General features: G+C 66.6%; 14 protein-coding genes. 1 reads left to right on the plus strand and 13 read right to left on the minus strand.

The genetic code is table 11. The annotated features are described in order from the left end of the window. Positions 1-93: 93 nt before the first annotated feature. The 4 genes from THITHI_RS0106395 to THITHI_RS0106410 all read right to left on the minus strand — a co-directional run bounded on the left by THITHI_RS0106395 (position 94) and on the right by THITHI_RS0106410 (position 3714). Positions 94-507 (minus strand): HIRAN domain-containing protein, encoded by a 414-nt coding sequence (locus THITHI_RS0106395; protein WP_198005584.1) that lies wholly within the window; start codon positions 505-507, stop codon positions 94-96. 176 nt (positions 508-683) lie between these two features. Then, positions 684-1655 (minus strand): helix-turn-helix transcriptional regulator, encoded by a 972-nt coding sequence (locus THITHI_RS0106400; RefSeq protein ID WP_018232246.1) that lies wholly within the window; start codon positions 1653-1655, stop codon positions 684-686. Between the two features lie 176 nt (positions 1656-1831). Continuing rightward, positions 1832-3190, minus strand: a complete 1359-nt coding sequence (gene mpl, locus THITHI_RS0106405) for a UDP-N-acetylmuramate:L-alanyl-gamma-D-glutamyl-meso-diaminopimelate ligase (RefSeq protein ID WP_018232247.1) — start codon at positions 3188-3190, stop codon at positions 1832-1834. After that, a complete protein-coding gene (locus THITHI_RS0106410) occupies positions 3187-3714 on the minus strand; it encodes a hypothetical protein (RefSeq protein WP_018232248.1) in 528 nt (175 codons plus the stop codon). The genes mpl and THITHI_RS0106410 overlap by 4 nt, the downstream gene beginning before the upstream one ends. Before the next feature lie 113 nt (positions 3715-3827). On the opposite strand from THITHI_RS0106410, the gene THITHI_RS0106415 reads away from it, so the two are divergent. Beyond that, complete coding sequence (locus tag THITHI_RS0106415) at positions 3828-5006, plus strand: phospholipase D-like domain-containing protein (protein WP_033336914.1); 1179 nt, start codon at positions 3828-3830, stop codon at positions 5004-5006. A gap of 116 nt (positions 5007-5122) precedes the next feature. Here the strand turns inward: THITHI_RS0106415 and THITHI_RS0106420 are convergent, their stop codons facing one another. The 9 genes from THITHI_RS0106420 to aceE form a co-directional block, all read right to left on the minus strand. Then, positions 5123-5911 (minus strand): MlaA family lipoprotein, encoded by a 789-nt coding sequence (locus tag THITHI_RS0106420; protein ID WP_018232250.1) that lies wholly within the window; start codon positions 5909-5911, stop codon positions 5123-5125. Positions 5912-5952: 41 nt separating this feature from the next. Then, entirely contained in the window at positions 5953-7881 is a 1929-nt protein-coding gene (locus tag THITHI_RS0106425; protein WP_018232251.1) for a diguanylate cyclase, read from the minus strand. 33 nt (positions 7882-7914) lie between these two features. Continuing rightward, positions 7915-9129 (minus strand): argininosuccinate synthase, encoded by a 1215-nt coding sequence (locus THITHI_RS0106430; RefSeq protein ID WP_018232252.1) that lies wholly within the window; start codon positions 9127-9129, stop codon positions 7915-7917. A gap of 184 nt (positions 9130-9313) precedes the next feature. Beyond that, positions 9314-11953, minus strand: a complete 2640-nt coding sequence (locus tag THITHI_RS19740; protein ID WP_018232253.1) for an EAL domain-containing protein — start codon at positions 11951-11953, stop codon at positions 9314-9316. A gap of 3 nt (positions 11954-11956) precedes the next feature. Beyond that, a complete protein-coding gene (locus tag THITHI_RS0106440) occupies positions 11957-12376 on the minus strand; it encodes a response regulator (protein WP_018232254.1) in 420 nt (139 codons plus the stop codon). Continuing rightward, positions 12373-14118, minus strand: coding sequence for a sensor histidine kinase (locus tag THITHI_RS19745; RefSeq protein ID WP_018232255.1), 1746 nt, complete (start codon positions 14116-14118; stop codon positions 12373-12375). The genes THITHI_RS0106440 and THITHI_RS19745 overlap by 4 nt, the downstream gene beginning before the upstream one ends. A gap of 547 nt (positions 14119-14665) precedes the next feature. Next, on the minus strand, positions 14666-16438 hold the full coding sequence (lpdA, locus tag THITHI_RS0106450) for a dihydrolipoyl dehydrogenase (RefSeq protein WP_018232256.1): 1773 nt from the start codon (positions 16436-16438) through the stop codon (positions 14666-14668). 914 nt (positions 16439-17352) lie between these two features. Continuing rightward, positions 17353-18681 carry a dihydrolipoyllysine-residue acetyltransferase gene (gene aceF / locus THITHI_RS0106455; protein ID WP_018232257.1) on the minus strand — a complete coding sequence of 443 codons (1329 nt, stop codon included), beginning with the start codon at positions 18679-18681 and terminating at the stop codon, positions 17353-17355. A gap of 76 nt (positions 18682-18757) precedes the next feature. Then, positions 18758-21424, minus strand: coding sequence for a pyruvate dehydrogenase (acetyl-transferring), homodimeric type (aceE, locus tag THITHI_RS0106460; protein WP_018232258.1), 2667 nt, complete (start codon positions 21422-21424; stop codon positions 18758-18760). Positions 21425-21644: the final 220 nt, after the last annotated feature.

Genomic DNA, 21644 nt, shown 5'->3' on the forward strand with positions numbered 1-21644 from the left:
ATGGGGACTCGCCAACGTCTCGGGCCCAGCCAGATCATGTGAAGCAGTTGCGTTCCCGAGGACTTTGCCCACGCCATCGGGCGCGGGACTGATTCACGGACTCACCTCCAGATACACGTCCAACCCCACACGCTCCCACGGCCAAGGCCCTTCACCCAGATGCGCGATGCGCCCCGTGAGCCGCTCTCCCCGATCCATCATCTGACTGACCGCCGCGTTCTCCCGGCGCGGCAGATAGCCGAGCTTCTCTCCCCGCCAGTCCACCCGTACGGCACTCGGGTCGAAGCGATTGCCGGGCTCGCGCACGAGCTTGACGGGCTGGCCCGGGCGCAGTCGCGGCCACAGGCGTTCGCCTTCGTGGAACTGGAACCCGGCGAGCGGGGAGCGCTGAACGAGGATTTCCCAGGGTGCGGCCTTGCCGATCACCGGGACGCCCGCTCCCGCAAGACCCAGCAGGGCCTTGAGGAAGCATCGGCGCGACGCCACGGTTGTCGGTTCAGATGTCACGTGTTCCCTCCCTGGGTCAGGTGTTGTTGAAGCGGCGCCCACGGGGCGCCCTATGGGGGTGTGGGGCAACGGCCTGCCGGGCTCTCTCCCGTTGTCTCGGCAGGTTGTACCACCCCCGGTGGCTCAGAGATTGAGCCTGTGCCCCGTCGGGCCCCTTGCATCGCGGCGGGGGCGCCTCATGGCGCGTTTCCGTAACGCATGACGGCCTGGCGCAGGCGCCCCGCCACTTCGGCACGCAATGACTCGGGGGCCACCACCTCCACCTCGGGTCCGTACTTGAGGATGTCCATCATCAGTTCCCTGGGGTCGGAGTACGGCACCTGGAGTTCGTAGGTCTCGCCGTCCCAGCGGCCGATCTGGTCGGGGTGCCAGGTCTCGTCGGCCACCCAGCGGGCCCGCTCGGGGGTGAAGCGCAGCACGGCCCAGTGGCGGGCGCTGCCCGTGAAGATACCGAAGCTGGCGCCCAGGTAGCGGTCCAGTTCGGCGGGATCGATGTGGCGCAGCGTGCCCTGCCCCGGCGTGGCCTCTCGGATGCGGTCCAGGGAGAAGGTGCGCAGCGCCCCGGCCTGCCCGCACCAGGCGATCAGGTACCAGTTGTCCCGGTAGTGCAGCAGGCGGTAGGGGTGAACGGCTCTTCGGGTGGGCTCGTCACGTTCCCGGCCGTGGTAATGGATGCCGAGCGGCAGGCCCTCCAGGACGGCCGCCGACACCTGGCCGAACAGCCGGTCATCCACCCGGCGGGGTGCCATGGGCTGGAGACGGACCCGCTGGCTGACGGTCTCGGCCGGGTGGCCGCCCTCCTCCAGCAGCTTGCGGATACGCGCCTTGAGGGGTCCGAGGCTGGGGCCCAGCAGGCCCGGCTGGACGGCCTCCAGCAACTGTTCGGAGGCCAGCAGGGCATACAGCTCGGAGGCATTGAACCACAGGCCCGGGAGCTCGAATTCGGGGGCGTCGGGATCGTATCGGTAGCCGTTGAGGTCGCGGTCGTAGGGCAGCGGCGCACCCATGAAGTCGCGCATGTAGGCGATGTCGCGGATCACGGTGGCCCGGGATGCGCCCAGGTCCTCCATCAGGCCCGCCAGCGGCACGGGCCTTCGGCTACCCTTGAGCAGTCCGTGAATCCGGTAGATGCGCTCCGCGCGGTTCATGCGTCCTGCCTCCCCATCGACCACCTTTCTGCAGGGCGGTCGTGACCACAATGACTGTGAGGATAACACCGGGATTGGGGAAGGGCATCCCCGGGGATCGGTGCACCGGGGGAAGAACGAAGGCCGGGTGAAGAAAGTGGCCGGATTGAACCCCGGGCGCGGGGCGCGACCCTGACTCAGTCGCCCAGGGCCGCCAGCAGACGTTCGTGCAACCCCCCGAAACCGCCGTTGCTCATGATCAGTACATGGTCGCCGGGCCGGGTTTGTGCCAGCAGCGCGGTCAGCAGGTGATCCGTATCGGGGCAGGCGATTCCATGATCCAGGACGCCCAGCACCTCCGCGCTGTCCCAGCCCAGGTTGTCGGGGGCATGCAGGAACACCCGGTCGGCGGCCTGCAGCGCGCCCGCCAGGCGGTCCCGATGCACACCCATGCGCATGGTGTTGGAACGCGGGTCCAGCACCGCGAGAATGCGCGCGCTGCCCACGCGGGCACGAAGGGCCTCGAGGGTGGCGGCTATGGCCGTGGGGTGATGGGCGAAATCGTCGTAGACGCGGATGCCGCCCCGCTCGCCAAGCAGCTGCATGCGGCGCTTGACGTTGTGGAATTCGGTCAGGGCACGAATGCCGACGTCCACCGGCACGCCCGCGTGGCGCGCCGCCGCCAGCGCCGCCAGGGCATTGGCCGCGTTGTGCCGTCCGATCAGGTCCCAGACCACCTCGCCCAGGGGCTCGCCCCCCAGGCGCACCTGGAAACGGCCGGCGTCGGGTTCCACGAGCGCTGCCTGCCAGTCGGCCGCGCCCGTGACCGAAAAACCCTCCCGCGGTGTCCAGCAGCCCAGGCCCAGCATGCGCTCCAGATTGTCGTCGTCGGCGTTGTGGATGATGAGCCCTTCCCCGGGGACGGTGCGCACGAAATGGTGGAACTGCCGCTCGATGGCGGCCAGGTCAGGGAAGATGTCCGCGTGGTCGTATTCGAGATTGTTCAGCACGGCGGTACGGGGCCGGTAGTGGACGAACTTGGAGCGCTTGTCGAAGAAGGCGGTGTCGTACTCATCCGCCTCCACCACGAAGAACGGGCCGCCGCCGAGGCGCGCGGAGACACCGAAATTCTCGGGCACGCCGCCGATCAGGAAACCGGGCTCCAGCCCCGCGTAATCCAGGATCCAGGCGAGCATGCTGGCAGTGGTGGTCTTGCCATGGGTGCCGGCCACCGCCAGGACCCAGCGGCCGCGCAGCACGTGCTCGGCCAGCCACTGGGGTCCGGACGTGTAGGCAAGGCCGCGGTTGAGCACATGCTCCACCACCGGATTGCCCCGGCTCATCACGTTGCCGATGACCACCTCGTCGGGCCCGGGGTCCAGATGTGCCGGGTCGTAGCCCTGGTGGACGCGGATGCCCTGCTCGGCCAGCAGCGTGCTCATGGGCGGATAGACGTTCTCATCGCAACCGGTGACCCGGTAGCCGGCGGCGCGCGCCAGCAACGCGATGCCGCCCATGAAGGTGCCGCAGATGCCGAGGATGTGAATGTGTGTCATGACAGCAGACCCGCGCCCAGAACCAGTTCGACGATGGCGGTGGAAAGCACCAGGTAGATCATGGCCAGCACCACTCCGAAACTCAGGCGATGCAGCGACAGCGCATGCCTCAGCACGTTGCCGTAGGCGGCCAGCAACCAGCCCAGCACCAGCAGGTAGGCGAGCCCCGCCAGCGCCGGGGTTTCGCCGGAAGGCGGGGCGCCCCGGGCCACCGCATGCACCAGGGGCAGAACCACGATCCCCAGCACGGCACTGATCCCCACCAGACCCGTATAGGTCTGCAGGAAGCGCTCCGGGTGGCCGCGCACGTGGAGGGCGAGATGCACCGCCACCCCGAGCACGGCCAGCTCCGCCAGCGTCTGCATCACGGCATTGCCGGGCGGATAGAAGGACAGGCCCACCAGGGTGCCGACCACGCCGTAGAGCGCCGCCACCATGAACAGCAGCGCCCGGGAGGCCGGCAGGTCCTGGGGCCCGATCTGCAGCAGGGTGAGTTGCAGGAAGGGTCGAATGGTGGCGTACATGAACGGGATTCCGTGAACCGGTCCGGAATTGCGGCCGGGCGTCCGGCCGCGATGGTTTGCGGCCCGAGGGATTCGTGCAAGCATATCATGAAGCCTGCTGCCCAGAGCCCCGCATGCGCCGCCCGTCACTGCTCAGGAAATACCGCCCGCCCTTCCCGGAACGGGGTCCGCACCAATACCGCCTGCTTATGGACGGCGAGACCTTCCTCCCCGCGATGCTGGAGGCGATCGACGGGGCCCGGCTCTACCTGATGCTGGAGCTTTATCTGGTCGAGGACGGGCAGTGCGCGGGGCGTTTCGTGAACGCGCTGAGCGGCGCGGCCGCGCGCGGTGTGGACGTATACATCCTGCTGGACGGCTACGCCGGCCGCGGTCTGTCATCGGCGCACCGCCGGCAACTGGCGGATGCCGGTGCGCGGCTGGCATTTCACAACCCGCTCGAGTTGCGCCGCTGGCGCCTGGCCCTCTGGCGGGATCACCGCAAGCTCCTGCTGGTGGACGGCGAGACCGCCTACGTGGGCGGCATGGGCATTACCGATGATTTCGACCCGCAGGTACGGGGGGACGCGGCGTGGCATGACTGCATGCTGGCCGTGGAAGGTCCCTGCGTGGCCGACTGGCAGCAGCTTTTCGCATCGGAGTGGCGGCGCTGGGCCGGCCATTGCGAACCGCTGCCGCCCACGCCCGCGCCCGGCGATAGCGGCATGACGGACGGACAGGTGGCGGGGGCGCTGCGCCACGGCGGAAGGACGGTCATGAGTTCGGTACTCGCCGCCATCGTCCGTTCCCGCCGGCGGGTGTGGATCGCCACGGGCTATTTCGTCCCCACCCGGCGCCTTCGGCGCGCGCTCGTGCGTGCCGCCCGGCAGGGGGTGGACGTCAGCCTGCTGCTGCCCGGCCCCGCCACCGATCACCCCGCCGTCTGGCATGCCGGCCGGCGATTCTACGGGCGCCTGCTGCGCGCCGGGGTCCGCATCCACGAGTATGCACCGCGTTTCATGCACGCCAAGATGGTGCTGTGCGACGACTGGGCCAGCGTCGGCTCCAGCAACCTGGACCACTGGACCCTGCGCTGGAACATGGAGGCCAATCAAAACGTGATGCGCGCGGACTTCGCGGCCGAACTGGCCCGGGTGTTCGAGGCGGATTTCGCCCAAAGCACCCTCTGGACCCGGGAGCAGTGGAGCGCGCGCGGACGATGGCAACGGTTCAAGGAATGGCTGTTCGGCACCCTGGACGACTGGCTGGTGCAGATCAGTTACCGCTACAGGCTCAGGATGAAGGACGAATGAAGTGGGAAGTGTGAATTGGGAAGGGCGAATAAAACCACCCTCTCCCTCGCTTGCGGGGGAGGATCAGGGAGGGGCCTTCCCACTTCCCAATTCACACTTCCCACTTCAAAAGCGCCTCACTGCCGCTCCTCTTCCCGGCGTTCCTCCGCCTCCATCGCCTCCATTTCCTCCAGCTCATCGAACAGATCGGCGCCCCAGTCCCGGCCCGGGACTTCGCCGTCGTGGATCAGGTACTCCCGGCGATCCAGGTAGAAATTGCGCAGGGCGATGTATCGGTCGGGGGCGATGTCCTCAAGAACGCGTTCGGTACTGAGGAATCCGGCACGGGTGTCCACGATCGACACACCGGCCGCGATATTCCGGCGCCCCCGGTTGTTGTGGTAGTAGAGCGGATTGGTTCGCGCGTCCACGTAACGGGTGGGGGTGTCGCGTACCGTGCTCGGCCCCAGGAACGGGAGCACCACGTAGGGGCCCGGGGGCACGCCCCAGTAGCCCAGGGTCTGGCCGAAATCCTGGTTGCTCTTGGGGAGGTCCATGTGAGTCGCCACGTCGATGGCACCCAACAGCCCGAAGGTGGTGTTGAACGCCAGGCGGCCGAAATCGTTGGCCGCGGCATCGAACTTGAACTGCAGCAGATTGTTGAACAGGTTGGTGACGTCACCCAGGTTGGCGAAGAAGTTGCCCACGCTGTTGCGCACGGGTCTCGGGGTCACGCGTACGTAACCCACCGCCAGCGGACGGATCACCGCCTTGTCGGCCGCCTCGTTGAACTCGAAGACAGCCCGGTTGAAACCCTCCCACGGATCACGCGGATCCCCGGGCTCCTGGGTCGTGGCACAGCCCGGGAGAACGCCCATCACGACCAGCACGAGCGTGACGGCTGCAGAGGATCTGAAGAAGTTCATGGAAGGACATTTCCTTGTGGCCGGTTTGCGGAAGGGCCGGTCTATTGTGAATGGATCTGCGTACGGTTACGACCCCCCTGCTTGGCGGCGTAACAGGCATCGTCCGCCGCCTTGAGCACCGCCTCCAGGCCGCCACTGTGACGATCGACGGCCACCAGCCCGATGCTGAGGCCGATGCGGAATTCACGGCCTCCGTCCCGGTAGACATAGGCGCGCACGGCCTCCTGAAGCTTGTCCGCCAACTCGACTCCGTCCTGCAGACTGCAGTTCAGGGCGAGAACGCCGAACTCGTCGCCGCCCAGACGCGCCACCGTGTCGGTCGAGCGCACCTGGCCTTCCAGGATATCGGCGATCTCCTTGAGCACGTGGTCTCCGGCCATGTGGCCCAGACTGTCGTTGATGGCCTTGAACCAGTCCAGATCCATGTACATCAGTATGTGGGTCTGACCGCCACGGGCGCTGCCCTCAACCGCCCGGGACAGGCGCGCCTCGAACTCCCGGCGATTGACGAGCCCCGTGAGGGAATCATGGGCCGCCTGATACCTGAGCTGGCGCGTCAGCGTGCGCAGCTCGGTGACATCGTGAATCACCAGGGCGCAGCCGGACACCCGGGATTTGCCGGCACGGATGCTGGACGTGGTGACCTTGACGGCGTACTCCTTGCCGCCCGGGGCGATCAGCAGTCCCTCCACCGTACGGGGTCTCACCTCGCGCATGGACGCACTGTGACGCGCCAGATTGACCAGCTCGCGCCGATCCGACTCCCGAACCAGTTGAAAGACCTGCCGGTAGTCCCGGCCGACGACGTCCTTCAACCGGCATCTCCCCATCTGCTCAGCCACCGGATTCATGTACTCGATCAGGCCCCGGGTATCCGTGGTCACCACGGCGTCGCCGATGGACTGCAGGGTATTGGAGAGGCTCGAACGCGATACCGCCAGCCGCGCGTTGAGCCGGAGCACGAACGTCAGGAAGGCGAGCAGGAGCAACAGGACCATGGCGCCGAACCAGGGTCCGTAGACCGACATCACCTGCCGCAGGGTCAGGTCCCCGTCGCTTTCGTACATGCCCACCTGGAGTTCCCGCATCAGGGCGTGGACCGGCTCGTAATCCAGGGGAATGGTCCAGCCCATGAGGCCGGCCGCATCGGCGGCAGGGTGTTCGACCGGCAGTTCCAGGAGCGCCAGAAGGACCTGCCTGGCAAGACGCTCATCCACGTGATGATGGACGGCAAGCGGCCATTCCGGGTAGAGCCGTGTGCTGTGAAGAAACGGGAAACCCGCGGTCTCGCGGGCACCCACCACGCGAAACTCACCGGGCTCGACGAGACCTTCCGCGATCCACTGCTCCAGCAGTTCCGTGCGGAACGTACCCGCGTCCGCATCGCCGCTGCGTACCGCCTCCAGGATCAGGTGCACGGGAAATCCGGTGAACGAAAGGTGCTCGAGATCCTGCCATGGGTCGATTCCCTGGGTGCGCAGTTCGCGCCAGGCCATCCACCAGCCGCCGAAGGCCTCCGGATGAACGGCGGCAAGACGCCTGCCGCGCAGGTCCTCCAGGGTGACGAGATCATCGCGATCGGCGCGGGTGATGATCACCGCGCCGAACCGGGTCGAGGGGCCGGTGGGCCTGCGGGTGACCATGGTGGCGATACGGGTGATCCCGTAGCGCTGATTGAGCGCCACGTAGGACCCTGGCGTCGTGATGACGAACTCCACCGCGCCGCGGGCGGCGGCCTGGTCGATGGTGTCGTGGGTCAGCGGCAGGATCCGAAAACGGGTCCGCGGTATCCGCTCGCCCAGGTAGTCGGCCGTGGGCGCCCACATGCGCTCGGTCTCCTCGAAACCCCGGAAGGCCAGCACGCCGATGCTCACCTCGCGGACACCTTCGCCGGCGTCGGCAGGCACCGGCGGCACGAGCCCGGCAAGGACGATTACGGCCATGACGCCGGCGTGCAGCAGCGCCCTCAAGCGATGGCCCTCCGGATGTCCATGCCGCCGGGGTCAGCGCCCCCGTTGTGCCGCGATGCGCATGCGCAGGGCGTTGAGCTTGATGAAGCCTTCGGCATCCTTCTGGTCGTAGGCCCCGGCATCGTCCTCGAAGGTGGCAATTGAGGCGTCGAAAAGGTTGTCGCGTTCGGACTTCCGACCGGCCACGATGACGTTGCCCTTGTAGAGCTTGAGCCGCACCACCCCGTTGACGCGGGTCTGGGAGGCATCGATCAGCGCCTGCATCATGCTGCGTTCCGGGCTCCACCAGTAACCGTTATAGATGAGGCTCGCATAGCGCGGCATGATCTCGTCCTTGAGGTGGGCGGCCTCCCGGTCCATGGTGATGGACTCGATGGCCCTGTGGGCCTTGAGGAGGATGGTGCCGCCGGGCGTCTCGTAACAGCCGCGCGACTTCATGCCCACGTAGCGGTTCTCGACGAGATCCAGGCGGCCGATGCCGTTGGCACCGCCCAGTTCGTTGAGCTTCGCCAGCAGCGTGGCGGGGCTCATGGCCTCGCCGTCCAGGGCCACCGGGTCGCCGCGCTCGTAGGTGATCTCCACGTAGGTGGGCTTGTCGGGCGCCTTCTCCGGGGAGACACTCCAGCGCCACATGTCCTCCTCGGCCTCGAACCACGGGTCCTCCAGCGGGCCGCCCTCATAGGAGATGTGCAGCAGGTTGGCATCCATGGAATAAGGCGATTTCTTTCCGCGCTTCATTTCCACGGGAATGCCGTGCTGCTCCGCGTAGGCCATGAGCCTGTCGCGGGAATTCAGGTCCCACTCGCGCCAGGGGGCTATCACCTTCACACCGGGCTTCAGCGCGTAGGCACCCAGTTCGAAGCGCACCTGGTCGTTGCCCTTGCCGGTGGCACCGTGGGAGATGGCGTCCGCGCCGGTCTCGTTGGCGATCTCCACCAGGCGCCTGGCGATCAGCGGGCGGGCGATGGAAGTGCCCAGCAGGTACTCGCCCTCGTAGACCGTGTTGGCGCGGAACATGGGAAACACGAAGTCGCGCACGAACTCCTCGCGCAGGTCCTCGATGTAGATCTCCTTCACGCCCATGGCCTGTGCCTTGGCGCGGGCCGGCTCCACCTCCTCGCCCTGGCCGATGTCGGCGGTAAAGGTGACCACCTCGCAGCCGTAGGTGTCCTCCAGCCACTTGAGGATCACGGACGTATCCAGCCCGCCGGAATAGGCAAGCACCACTTTCTTCACGCCATTGGACATGGGGAGACCTTCAGGGAATGTTGGGGACAAGGGGCGAAATTATACGGAAACGGGCGCCGCAGATTAAGGATGCGCCGTGGCCGGGCGGATGGGGGGCACGGGAGCGTTCTATTGCCCGGCAGGATGGACAGGCAAAAAGCACTTTAGAATCATGCGAATCCTGTCATTGCTGCCCAAGATTCCTTTAGTCCCCGGTGTGGCCCGATGATCCATTCAGGGTCTCGATCGGGCGGGGACGATCCAGCACATAGCCCTGGGCGAAGTCGATGCCCAGCGTCTTCAGCTGCTCGATCAGGGCATCTGACTCGGTGCATTCCGCCACCGTGCTGATGGACATGGCACCGGCAACGAGATGGATCGCCTCGGCCACGGTGCGGTTGACAGTGTCGTCGGTCAGGGACCGGATGAGCGCGCCGTCCAGCTTCACGAAGTCCACCGGCAGGGACCTGAGATTCGAGAACGCCAGCGCCCCCCTGGCGAACTGATCCAGGGCGACCCGGCATCCGAGTTGCTTGAACTGCGCAATCTGTTCACCGGCCATCCTGATGTTCGCCATGGCGGCCGATTCGGGAACCTCCAGGCAGATCATCCCGCCCGGTACCCCATGGCGGGCGAGCAGATCCTGCAGGTACCCGGGCAGCAGCTCGTCGAAAAAGGATATGGCCGAGAGGTTCACGGAGAACAGGGGCGCTTCTGCCGCCGTTTCCCCGCGCGCGGCGATCGTGGCGATCACCTCGCGCAGCACCCAGCGATCGATGGTGGGCATGAGATTGCACCGCTCGGCCACCGGAACGAACGTCGCCGCCTCAAGAAGCCCTTCTTCCGGATCCTCCAGGCGCAGGAGGATCTCGTAGTGGTGTCTCGCATGCTCTGCCTCGACCAGGGGCACAACGCTCTGGTAATAAAGACGAAAGCGCCCCTCGTCCAGGGCGCGGGTGAGGCGCGACATCCAACGCATCTCGTCGTGATGCCTGGTCAAGCCGGTGTCCTCGGCATCAAACAGTTCCACGCGATTGCGCCCCCGCTCCTTGGCCAGATAGCAGGCGGCGTCCGCGGCGTTCAGGGCCGCATCTGCGCTCTCCATGGCCGCGGTGAGGGGAACGACGCCGATGCTGGCCCCCACCGAGAAACTCTGCCCCTTCCACAGGAACTGATAATCGCTGACCGCATCGCGCAACTCCAGGGCGATGCGAACGGCCTGCTCCGACGGACAGTGCTCGAGCAGCACGCCGAACTCATCGCCGCCCAGACGTCCCAGGGTGTCGCGCTGGCGCATGTGCCCCTGCAGCAGCCTGCTCAGCCGGCGCAGCAGCTCGTCGCCCGCGGCGTGGCCGCAGGTGTCGTTCACCACCTTGAACCAGTCCAGGTCCATGTAGCACAGGGCATGCTCTCCGCCGCCTGCGTTCACCCCGCGCAGACTCTGACCAAGGCGGCGTTCGAACTCCTGGCGGTTGACCAGACCGGTCAATGCGTCGTGGGTGGCCTGCCAGGTGAGCTTCTTCGCCATCTCGTGGTGTTCCGTGACGTCGCGGAACACCAGCACGGCCCCACTGATGCACTCGCCCTCGCGCAAGGGGTAGGACGAGACATCCGTCGTGAACGTGGTGCCATCCTTGCGCACGAGCGGCTCGATCATCCCGCGCCGGATCACGCCGGAACGCACGGCGGCATCGATGGGACATTGCGAACCCTCGCAGGCCTCGGCTGCCGGACTGCCCGGCTCCCCGCAGATGCGCAGCGGCCGGCCGATCAGTTCTTCTTCGGCGTAGCCAAACAACTCGAGCGCCGCTCCGTTGACGAATGTGCAATTCCCATCCATGTCCACACCCAGGATGCCGTCGCCGGCGGATTCCAGCAGCAGGCGGAAACGCGCCTCACTGGCACGCAGGGCCAGCTCGACCTCCCTGCGCTCACCGATCTCGTCGACCAGATTGGCATTGGCGGACCTGAGCAGTTCCGTCTGCTTCTCGAGATCCCCGGTGCGCCTGGCCACCAGTTCCTCCAGGCGTTGGTGGTGGTAACGCAGCTCTTCTTCCGTGCGCTTCTTCTCGGTGATGTCGATCAGCACCCCCTGCAGGAACAGCGACTTGCCGTTTCCATCCTGGACGATGCGCGCCTCGTCCAGCATCCAGCGCGTCTGCCCTTCGCGGGTCACGATGCGGTATTCGCAGCGCAGCGGGATGCCCTGTTCGTAGCTTGCGGCGTATGCCTCATGCACCGTGCTCCGGTCCTCGGGGTGGATCAGCTTGAGCAACCCCTCGGTGTCTTCCAGCCATTCCTCGGGCGAGTAGCCCAGGCGTCTGACCTGCGGACTGATGTAGAGCAGCCGCCCCGGCACATCCAGGGCGGCGATGTAGGTGATCGCCGGGATCTGCTCCACCAGGGTGCGGAACTTGGCCTCGGCCGCGCGCTTCTCGGTACGCAGGCGCTGCTCGCGCAGCACTCTCTCGATGACGGCGGGCAGCAGTTCCAGGTACTGACGCTCGCTGTCCTTGACCAGATAGTCATGGGCGCCGCCTCGCATGGCCTCCACCGCCACGCCCACGTTGTCGGTCCCGGTGAGCATCATCACCGGCACGGGCGGCTCGCCGGCCTCGCGCCCGAGTTCGGCGAGAAACTCCAGACCGCTCATGTCCGGCAGGTGGTAGTCCAGCAGGATCAGGTCCGGAGTCTGTCGCAGCGCGAGCTGCAACCCCTGGCGGGCGGTCTCGGCTTCGATGAGTTTGAAGTCGTAGTCGGGATGGTTCACCAGCGCCCGCCGGCAGGCCAGGCGATCGACTTGGTCATCCTCCACCAGCAGGATATGTACGGGGGCTCTGTTCATGACTCACTCCGGCAGCTCGCTGATGGTCCAGTAGGCATCGATGGTGCGCATCATGTCGACGAACTGGCCGTAGTCCACCGGCTTTCGCATGTACCCGGCGACCCCGAGATCAAAGCTCTCGACCTTGTCACGCTGCTCCTCGGAGGTGGTCAGTACCACCACCGGGATACGCCTGAGGTGCATGCCGTCGCCCTTGATCTCGCGCAGGAACTCGATGCCGCCCATGACGGGCATGTTGAGATCGAGCAGGATCAGGCACGGCCGGGTCGAGGCGGGATCCTTCAGCCAGGCCAGCGCCTGCTCGCCGTTCTCCATATGCTCGACGGGATTGGCCACGTGCAGCTCCCTGAGCGCCCGTGTCACGGTCATGGCGTCGATGCGGTCGTCCTCGACCAGCAGGATTGGCCTGGCATTGCTCTTCATGGGTGCTGCGCTCCTGCGCGATCGGGCGGTCCGGACTTGGACAGGGTGAAGAAGAATGTGGCGCCCTCGCCCGGTGTGGACTCAACCCACACCCGACCGCCGTGCAGTTCGACGATCTTCCTGACCAGAGCGAGACCCACGCCGGTACTCTCCTTGCGGTCACGCGGCGTGAGCACCTGGAAAAGCTGGAAGATGCGCTCCTGATGACGGGGCTCGATGCCCGGGCCGTTGTCGGTCACACTGAACCGCCAGTGGTCCCCGTCGTCCGCACAGGCGACACGGATGCTGCCCTCCGGTTTGTCCAGATGCTTGAGCGCGTTGCCGATCAGATTCTGAAAGACCTGCTGGAGGCGTACGCGCTCTCCGATCACGCTAGGCAGCGGCCCCTCCACCGTGACCTGCACACCGGCGGGCGGCGCAAGCAGGTGTACCACCTCGGCGGCGAGGGCGTCGAGATCCACATCTGTGCGCATCTCATGGACGCGCCCCACCCGCGAGTATTCGAGGATGCCGTCAATCAGCGCATCCATGCGCGTGACACGGCTCTTCATCAGGTCAAGATACTCCCGCCCCTGGTCATCGAGCCTTTCCGCGTAGTCGCTGGCGAGCCAGTCGGCCAGCGAACCCACGCCACGCAGCGGCGCCTTGAGATCGTGCGAGACCACGTAAGCGAAGTTCCTGAGTTCCTCGTTGGCGTCGTGCAGTTCGCCGATCAGCCGGGCCTGGCGTTGCTCGGCGCGCTTGCGCTCCGTGAGGTCGTGGAGGATCCCGGTGAACAGACGCCGCGCGCCGAGTCTCACCTCGCTGACGGCAAGGCTGATCGGGATGGTGCTGCCATCCTTGCGCAGGGCGGTCACCTCGCGCCCGCTACCGATGATGCGGGCTTCGCCCGTATCCAGGTAACGCCTCAGATAGCCGTCGTGCCGGCTGCACTCCGGCTCCGGCATGAGCCGCGAGACATTGCCGCCGATCACCTCTGCCGCCGGATAGCCGAACAGCCGCTCGGCGGCCCGGTTGAAGCTCTCGATGCGGCCCTGCGTGTCGATGGTGACGATGCCGTCAGCGGCGGTATCCACGACCGCGCGCAGCCGCTCCTCGCTGTCGCGCCTTTCACTGCTCTCGCGGCGGATCTGCAGGTGCAGGGCCGTCAGGCTGGCAGCCACCAGTACGAGCAGCAGGCCGAGCATGGTGAGCGTACTGTGCGCACCTGCCTGTGCCGCCTGCTGGCGCTGCTGCAGGCGAGCGCTCAGCTCGCCCTGCATGAACACCACGTGTTCGCTGACTCTGTGCATCTCCTCGCGCCCCGGACTTGCGGCGAGCTGGCGCTGCCCCGCCTGAAAGCCGCGGGTCCGGCGCACCTCCAGCACGTGGTCCAGCAGGGCCATCCGGACGTCGATGCGCCGCTCCAGCTCGTCCAGGTGAGCGCTCAGGTCGGCATCATCGCCCAGCAGTTCCCTCAACCCTGTCACCTGCGCATGCATCCGGGCCATGGCCTCATGGCGCAGCTCGAGGTACTCGGGGAGCCCCAGCAACAGGTAGATGCGCTGATGACTTTCCGCCTGGTTCATCAGGGAGTAGACCGCTTCCAGGGTCGTCAGGGCCTTCTGGGAACGGGCCACGGCATCGCTGGTGTCAATGAAACCGACCGTGGTGCGGTACAGGCCGGCACCCACCACCGCCAATACCGCGACGGAGAGCGCAAACCCGGCAAGCACTTTGGATTCGATCTGCCACTGCCTCATCAGACACCGTGTTCCGTTTCAGGCCCGGAGACGCATGGCACCGCGCCGCCCACCGGACACACCCCGTGCACACGCGGCGCGACGCCGCCTGGCCGAGGCGGAAGATGGGGCGACAGAAAAGGAGTGAACGGGCGATACGGGCCATCACCGGAGCGACGGTTCGCCGGGGGTCCCCGCCGGAATCGAGCGATCAGACGTACCCGTCTCTGGCCCCTCGCCGGGGCCTCGCGGGCGTGGCATTGCGTCATGCTTGAGTCCTGAGCTTCTAATAGCCGGATGAGCCCTCTCAAAGGCAGTATTGCAGGGCGAGCGCCCCCCGGCAACCTGCGCGCACCGGACCGATCGCCCGCGGGAGCGGGCTCCTACAAGGGAGCGCATCCTCCGCCGTGGGGGCCCGGTCCTCCGGGCGATGGGCCACGTGCGCTGATCGCCCGCGGGAGCGGGCTCCTACAGGGGGGCGCATCGCCGACCGTGGGGGGGCGGTCTTCCGGGCGATGGTCGACGTGCGCTGATCGCACTCGGCGCCATCAAACCGCGGCCAGCAAGGCTACTTACGCCTGGGCGCAATGATGTCCGTGACGCTGCCGTGGGCCACCTCGGCGGCAAAGCACAGGGTCTCGGAGAGCGTCGGATGCGGGTGGACCGTCAGGCCGATGTCTTCCATGTCCGCGCCCATCTCCAAGGCAAGCACCGCCTCGGCGATCAGCTCACCGGCGTTGGGGCCGACGATGCCGGCACCGATGACACGGCCGTGCTCGTCGAACAGCAGCTTGGTCAGCCCGCTTTCGCCGCCCACGCTGATGGCCCGGCCGCTGGCGGCCCAGGGGAACACGCCCTTGGTGTACTCGATGCCCTGGTCCTTCGCCTCGGTCTCGGTGAGCCCCATCCAGGCCACTTCCGGATGCGTGTAGGCCACCGACGGGATGGCCCGGGCGTCGAAGTGGGACTTCTCCCCCGCGGCCACCTCGGCCGCCACCTTGCCCTCGTGGGCGGCCTTGTGGGCCAGCATGGGCTGGCCGACGATGTCGCCGATGGCGAAGATGTGCGACACGTTGGTGCGCAGTTGTTTGTCCACCTTGATGAAGCCGCGCTCGTCCACCTCCACGCCGGCGGCCCCGGCGTTGATATTCCCGCCGTTCGCGCTGCGGCCCACGGCCACCAGCACGCGATCGAAGGTATCCGTCTCCGGAGCCTTGCCGCCCTCGAAACTCACCTTGATGCCCGACTTTGTCGCCTCGGCCTTCGCAACCTTGGTGCCCGTGTAGATGGCCTCGTAGCGGCCCTTGATGCGCTTCTCCAACGGCTTGACCAGGTCCCGGTCGGCGCCCGGCATGAGATCGTCGAGGAGTTCACACACGGTCACCTTCGACCCCAGCGCATCGTAGACGCAGGCCATCTCCAGGCCGATGATGCCCCCGCCCACCACCAGCAGGCGCTTGGGCACATCCTTGAGCATCAGCGCGTCGGTGGAATCCATGATGCGTTCGTCGTCCCAGGGGAACCCCGGCAGCTTCACCGCCTGTGAACCGGCCGCGATGATGGCCTGCTCGAAGCCGATCACCTGTTTGCCGCCCTCGCCTTCGACCTCGAGGCTGTTGGGCGAACTGAATTTCCCGACACCCTGCACGACGCGCACCTTGCGCTTCTTCGCCAGCTGCTTGAGACCGCCGGTGAGCTTGCCCACCACGCCGTCCTTGAAGGCGGCCAGTTTCGGCAGGTCGATCTTCGGCTTGCCGAAGTCGATGCCGTGCCCGGCGAAGGCCTCGGCCTCCTCGATCACCTGTCCCGCGTGCAGCAGTGCCTTGGAGGGGATGCAGCCCACGTTGAGGCATACGCCACCGATCTCCGGGTAGCGCTCCACCATGATCACGTCGAGGCCGAGATCGGCGGCCCGGAAGGCCGCCGTGTAGCCGCCGGGTCCGGAGCCGAGCACCAGCAGCTGGCAGCTCATGTCCGTGTCGGCGGGCGCGGCCGCAGGCGTCGGGGCGGCTTTCTTCTTCTCCGCGGCCGGGGCGGCCTCTGACTTCCCGGCGGGTGTCTCCTGGCTGCTTTCGTCCTTCCCTTCGCCCTTGCCACCCTCATCCGCATCCATGTCCAGAATCGGATCGCCTTCGGACACCTTGTCGCCCTTCTTGACCTTGAGCGCCTTGACGGTGCCACCCCGGGGCGCAGGGATGTCGATGCTGGCCTTGTCGGATTCCAGGGTGATGAGCGGGTCCTCCGGTTTGACCGTGTCACCCGCCTTCACCAGGACGTCGATGATCTCCACGTCCTTGAAGTCACCGATGTCCGGTACCTTGATCTCAACCACCTTGCCCATGGAAAACTCCAATTGTTCGTTTGATGTGCCCCGGCCCTTGGGCCGTCGACATATCCCGTAGGAGCGGCGACCCCGCCGCGAACGCCCATGCCGCGGGGCGCCGCCTCCTTTCGGCCCGGGGTCGGGCCTCCTACATCCGCCATCCCAGGCACCGTAGGAGCAGCGACCCCGCCGCGAACGCCCATGCCGCGGGGCGCCGCCTCCTTTCGGCCCGAGGTCGGGCCTCCTACATCCGCCATCCCCGGCACCGTAGGAGCGGCGACCCAGCCGCGAACCGTCCTTGCCTGGGGCGCCGCCTCCTTTCGGCCCGGGGTCGGGCCTCCTACATCCGCCATCCCAGGCACCGCAGGAGCGGCGACCCCGCCGCGAACGCCCATGCCGCGAAGCGCCGCCTCCTTTCGGCCCGAGGTCGGGCCTCCTACATCCGCCATCCCCGGCACCGTAGGAGCGGCGACCCCGCCGCGAACGCCCATGCCGCGGGGCGCCGCCTCCTTTCGGCCTGAGGTCGGGCCTCCTACATCCGCCATCCCCGGCACCGTAGGAGCGGCGACCCCGCCGCGAACACCCATGCCGCGGGGCGCCGCCTCCTTTCGGCCCGAGGTCGGGCCTCCTACATCCGCCATCCCCGGCACCGTAGGAGCAGCGACCCCGCCATGCCGCGGGGCGCCGCCTCCTTTCGGCCCGGGGTCGGGCCTCCTACATCCGCCATCCCAGGCACCGTAGGAGCGGCGACCCCGCCGCGAACGCCCATGCCGCGAAGCGCCGCCTCCTTTCGGCCCGGGGTCGGGCCTCCTACATCCGCCATCGCCGGCACCGTAGGAGCGGCGACCCCGCCGCGAACCGTCCTTGCCTGGGGTGCCTCCTCCATTCGGCTTCTTGTCTCTTGCCTCTTGTATCCTGCATCTTGCGCCTTCCTACAAAAGCATCCTGCGCATGTCCGAAAGCCGGCTGCTCAGGAATGTCATGAAACGCGCCCCCAGGGCGCCGTCGACCACCCGGTGGTCGTAGGACAGCGCCAGCGGCAGGATCATGCGCGGATTGAACGCCTTGCCGTCCCACACGGGCTGCATCTTGGCCCGGGAGACACCCAGAATGGCCACTTCGGGCGCGTTGATGATGGGCGTGAACGAAGTGCCGCCGATGCCGCCGAGACTGGAGATGGTGAAGCATCCGCCCTGCATGTCGCCGGGCTTGAGCTTCTTGTCACGGGCCTTGGCGGACATTTCCTGCAGGGCCCGGGCGATGTCCACCAGACTCATGCGGTCCACGTCGCGGATCACCGGCACCACCAGACCGTCCGGCGTGTCCACCGCCACGCCGATATGGTAGTACTGCTTGAGGATCAGGTGCTCGCCGGTCGAATCCAGCGATGCGTTGACCCGGGGGTATTCCTTGAGCGCCGCGACCACGGCCTTCATGAGGAAGGCAAGAAAGGTGATCTTGACCCCTTTCTCCTTGTATTCCTCGCTCAGGGATTTGCGAAATTCCTCCAGTTCGGAGATGTCCGCCTCGTCGAACTGCGTCACGTGGGGGATCGTCACCCAGTTGCGGTGCAGGTTCTGCCCCGTGAGCTTGTTGATCCTGGTGAGCGCCAGGGATTCCACCGGTCCGAACTCGCCAAAATCGATCTCCGGCATGGGCGCCACGCCCAGGCCGCCGCCCTGGACCAGGGCACGCTTGACGTAGCCCTGCACATCCTCCTTGAGCACCCGCCCCTTGGGACCGCTGCCGTCCACCTGCCCCAGGTCCACACCCAGCTCGCGGGCAAATCGACGGACCGCCGGCGAGGCGTGGGCCTTGCGGAAGCCCTCCTCGTTGACGATGGATGCGGTGGGGGAGGGGCGCGGGCCGCCCGGCGCCGGGCCGGGCTTGCCGGCCGGTGCCGCTGGTTCGGGGGGCGCCTGCCGGTCCGTTGCCTGTTCGGATGCGGGCTCGGGTTCTTTGCCGGACGCCTCCGGTGCTTCAGATTCGGCATCGCCGGCCTCACCATCCTGCCGGCCTTCTGCGGCCTCCATGTCCAGCACCGGATCGCCCTCGGAGACCCGGTCGCCCTTCTTGACCTTGAGCGCCTTGACGACCCCCGAGCCCGGGGAAGGGATATCGATGGAGGCCTTGTCGGACTCCAGGGTGATGAGCGGGTCCTCGGCCTTGACCGCATCGCCCGCCTTCACCAGGACGTCGATGATCTCCACGTCCTTGAAGTCCCCGATATCCGGGACCTTCACCTCAACCACGTTGCCCATTTCGCAACTCCAGTGTCTTGTATTCTGTCCACGCGCGGTGCCCGTGCCGTAACCGGGGCCGCGCCCATGAACGGGCTCAGGCCCTCAGCGGGTTGGGCCGGCTCACGTCGACCTTGTACTTGCGGATGGCGTCGGCCACCTTGGAATCGGGGATCGCCCCCTCGTCGGCCAGCGCCTTGAGGGCGGCCACGGCCACGAAGTGCCGGTCCACCTCGAAATGGCGTCGAAGCGCCGAACGCAGATCCGAGCGGCCGAATCCATCGGTGCCCAGAACCACGTAACGACCCGGCACCCAGGCCCTGATCTGGTCGGCATAGCCCTTCACGTAGTCGGTGGCCGCCACCACGGGGCCCTGCCGGTCCTTGAGGCACCGGGTGACGTAGGGCTCCCGCGGACTGGCGTCCGGGTTGAGCATGTTGTGGCGGTCACAGTCGCGCCCTTCCCGGGCCAGTTCGGTGAAACTGGTGGCACTCCAGATATCGGACTCCACGCCGAAGTCCTTCCTGAGCAGTTCGGCGGCGGCGATGACCTCCTGCAGGATGGTGCCGGAACCCATGAGCTGCACGCGCAGCTTCTTGGGGCCGCCCTTGCGCAACAGATACATGCCCTTGATGATCCCGTCCTCGACGCCCTCGGGCAGGGCCGGGTGGGCGTAATTCTCGTTCATGGTGGTGATGTAATAGAAGACGCTCTGCTGCTCGGCGTACATGCGCCGCAGTCCGTCGTGAACGATCACCGCCAGTTCGTAGGCGAAGGTGGGGTCGTAGCTGATGCAGTTGGGCACGTTGGCGGCCATCATCAGGCTGTGACCGTCCTGATGCTGCAGGCCCTCGCCCGCCAAGGTGGTCCGCCCGGCGGTGGCGCCGATCAGAAAGCCCCGCGCCTGCATGTCGCCGGCGGCCCAGATGAGGTCTCCCACCCGCTGGAAACCGAACATGGAGTAGAAGATGTAGAACGGGATCATGTTCACGCCGTGGGTGGAATAGGCGGTCGCCGCCGCAAGCCACGAGCACGTGGAACCCGCCTCCGTAATCCCCTCCTCCAGGATCTGGCCCTGCTTGTCCTCCTTGTAATACATCACCTGGTCGCGATCCTGAGGCTGATAGAGCTGACCCACGGAGGAATAGATACCCAGCTGTCGGAACATGCCCTCCATGCCGAAGGTGCGCGCCTCGTCCGGCACGATGGGCACCACGTGACGCCCGATCTTCTTGTCGCGGGCAAGCAGGGTGATCATGCGCACGAAGGCCATGGTGGTGGAAAGCTCGCGATCACCGCTGGACTCGAGCATGCCCTCGAACACGGACAGCTCCGGCGTGGCCAGCGGCGCCGCCGAGTGCTTGCGCACCGGCAGAAACCCGCCCAGGGCCTTTCGCCGGGCATGCATGTACTGCATCTCCGGCGCATCGTCGTCCGGCTTGATGTACTCGCCGTTTTCCACCTGCTCGTCGGTGAGCGGGATATTGAAGCGGTCGCGAAACGCCTTCATGTCGTCCACGTCCATCTTCTTCTGGCTGTGGGTGCGCATCTGGCCCTCGCCGGCGGCGCCCATGCCATAGCCCTTGACCGTATGCGCCAGGATCACCGTGGGGCCGTCCGTGTACTCCACGGCGGCCTTGTAGGCGGCGTAGACCTTGTAGGGGTCGTGCCCGCCCCGGTTCAGACGCCAGATGTCCTCGTCGGTCATCTTGGCCACCATGGCCTTGAGCTCCGGGTACTTGCCGAAGAAGTGCTCGCGCACATAGGCGCCGTCCTTGGACTTGTAGTTCTGGTAGTCGCCGTCCACGGCCTCCATCATGCGCTGTTGCAGCAGCCCCTTGGTGTCGCGGGCCAGCAGCGGATCCCAATAGCTGCCCCACAGCACCTTGATCACGTTCCAGCCGGCACCGCGGAAGATGGCTTCCAGTTCCTGGATGATCTTGCCGTTGCCGCGCACCGGCCCGTCCAGACGCTGCAGATTGCAGTTGACCACGAAAGTGAGGTTGTCGAGCCGCTCCCGGGAAGCCAGGGTGATGGCCCCCAGGCTTTCCGGCTCGTCCACTTCGCCATCGCCCATGAAGCACCAGACCCGCCGGTCCCTGGTGTTGGCCATGCCGCGGTCCTGCAGGTATTTCATGAACCGGGCCTGGTAGATGCTCATGATAGGACCGAGACCCATGGACACCGTGGGGAACTGCCAGAAGTCCGGCATCAGCCACGGATGCGGATAGGAGGACAGGCCCTTACCGTCCACCTCCCGGCGGAAATGATCGAGCTGCTCTTCGGTGAGCCGGCCTTCCAGATAGGCGCGGGCGTACATGCCCGGAGAGGAATGTCCCTGCACGTACAAGAGGTCACCGCCGTGCTCGTGGGACGGCGCGCGCCAGAAATGGTTGAAGCCCACGTCATAGAGGGTCGCCGCCGAGGCGAAGGTGGCGATATGGCCGCCCAGTTCGGCACTGATACGATTGGCCTTGACCACCATGGTCATGGCATTCCAGCGGATATAGGAGCGAATGCGGTGCTCCAGGTCCCCGTCACCCGGGTATTCGGGCTCCAGGTGCGGCGGGATGGTATTGACGTAGGCCGTGTTGGCCGAGTACGGCAGGAAGGCGCCGGAGCGGCGGGCCTGATCCACCAGCCGCTCCAGGAGGTAGTGCGCCCGTTCAGGCCCCTCCGCCCGGATGACCGCCTCCAGGGCGTCGAGCCATTCCTGGGTTTCCTGGGCGTCCAGGTCCTGCATCTGATTCTGCTGCTGCGTCATACCAGCCTCACGGGTCCAGGCCTCCGCCCTGCTCATCCACTGCCGGTATCCACGTCATCATCGCCATCACGTGTGCGCAGTAAAAGGGGGGAGATTCCTGATATGTTATAGATTCGGTCGGGCGCAGACCCGGTTGCACGGGCCGCAATGGAGTTCATTATCTTCAAGCCTGGCGTCAGGCAGGTCAAGGCAAAAGGCACCGGCAGCAAATGTTGATCAC

The organism is Thioalkalivibrio thiocyanodenitrificans ARhD 1 (genome assembly GCF_000378965.1).
GTDB classification, from domain to species: domain Bacteria; phylum Pseudomonadota; class Gammaproteobacteria; order Ectothiorhodospirales; family Ectothiorhodospiraceae; genus Thioalkalivibrio_A; species Thioalkalivibrio_A thiocyanodenitrificans.

Bases quoted from the DNA above. Each gene is read 5' to 3' on its own strand.
- THITHI_RS0106415 (WP_033336914.1), top strand. From the start codon at position 3,828: ATGCGCCGCCCGTCACTGCTCAGGAAATACCGCCCGCCCTTCCCGGAA.
- aceE (WP_018232258.1), bottom strand. From the start codon at position 21,424: ATGACGCAGCAGCAGAATCAGATGCAGGACCTGGACGCCCAGGAAACC.
- THITHI_RS0106440 (WP_018232254.1), bottom strand. From the start codon at position 12,376: ATGAAGAGCAATGCCAGGCCAATCCTGCTGGTCGAGGACGACCGCATC.
- mpl (WP_018232247.1), bottom strand. From the start codon at position 3,190: ATGACACACATTCACATCCTCGGCATCTGCGGCACCTTCATGGGCGGC.
- aceF (WP_018232257.1), bottom strand. From the start codon at position 18,681: ATGGGCAACGTGGTTGAGGTGAAGGTCCCGGATATCGGGGACTTCAAG.
- THITHI_RS0106420 (WP_018232250.1), bottom strand. From the start codon at position 5,911: ATGAACTTCTTCAGATCCTCTGCAGCCGTCACGCTCGTGCTGGTCGTG.
- lpdA (WP_018232256.1), bottom strand. From the start codon at position 16,438: ATGGGCAAGGTGGTTGAGATCAAGGTACCGGACATCGGTGACTTCAAG.
- THITHI_RS0106400 (WP_018232246.1), bottom strand. From the start codon at position 1,655: ATGAACCGCGCGGAGCGCATCTACCGGATTCACGGACTGCTCAAGGGT.
- THITHI_RS19745 (WP_018232255.1), bottom strand. From the start codon at position 14,118: ATGAGGCAGTGGCAGATCGAATCCAAAGTGCTTGCCGGGTTTGCGCTC.
- THITHI_RS0106430 (WP_018232252.1), bottom strand. From the start codon at position 9,129: ATGTCCAATGGCGTGAAGAAAGTGGTGCTTGCCTATTCCGGCGGGCTG.
- THITHI_RS0106410 (WP_018232248.1), bottom strand. From the start codon at position 3,714: ATGTACGCCACCATTCGACCCTTCCTGCAACTCACCCTGCTGCAGATC.
- THITHI_RS19740 (WP_018232253.1), bottom strand. From the start codon at position 11,953: ATGAACAGAGCCCCCGTACATATCCTGCTGGTGGAGGATGACCAAGTC.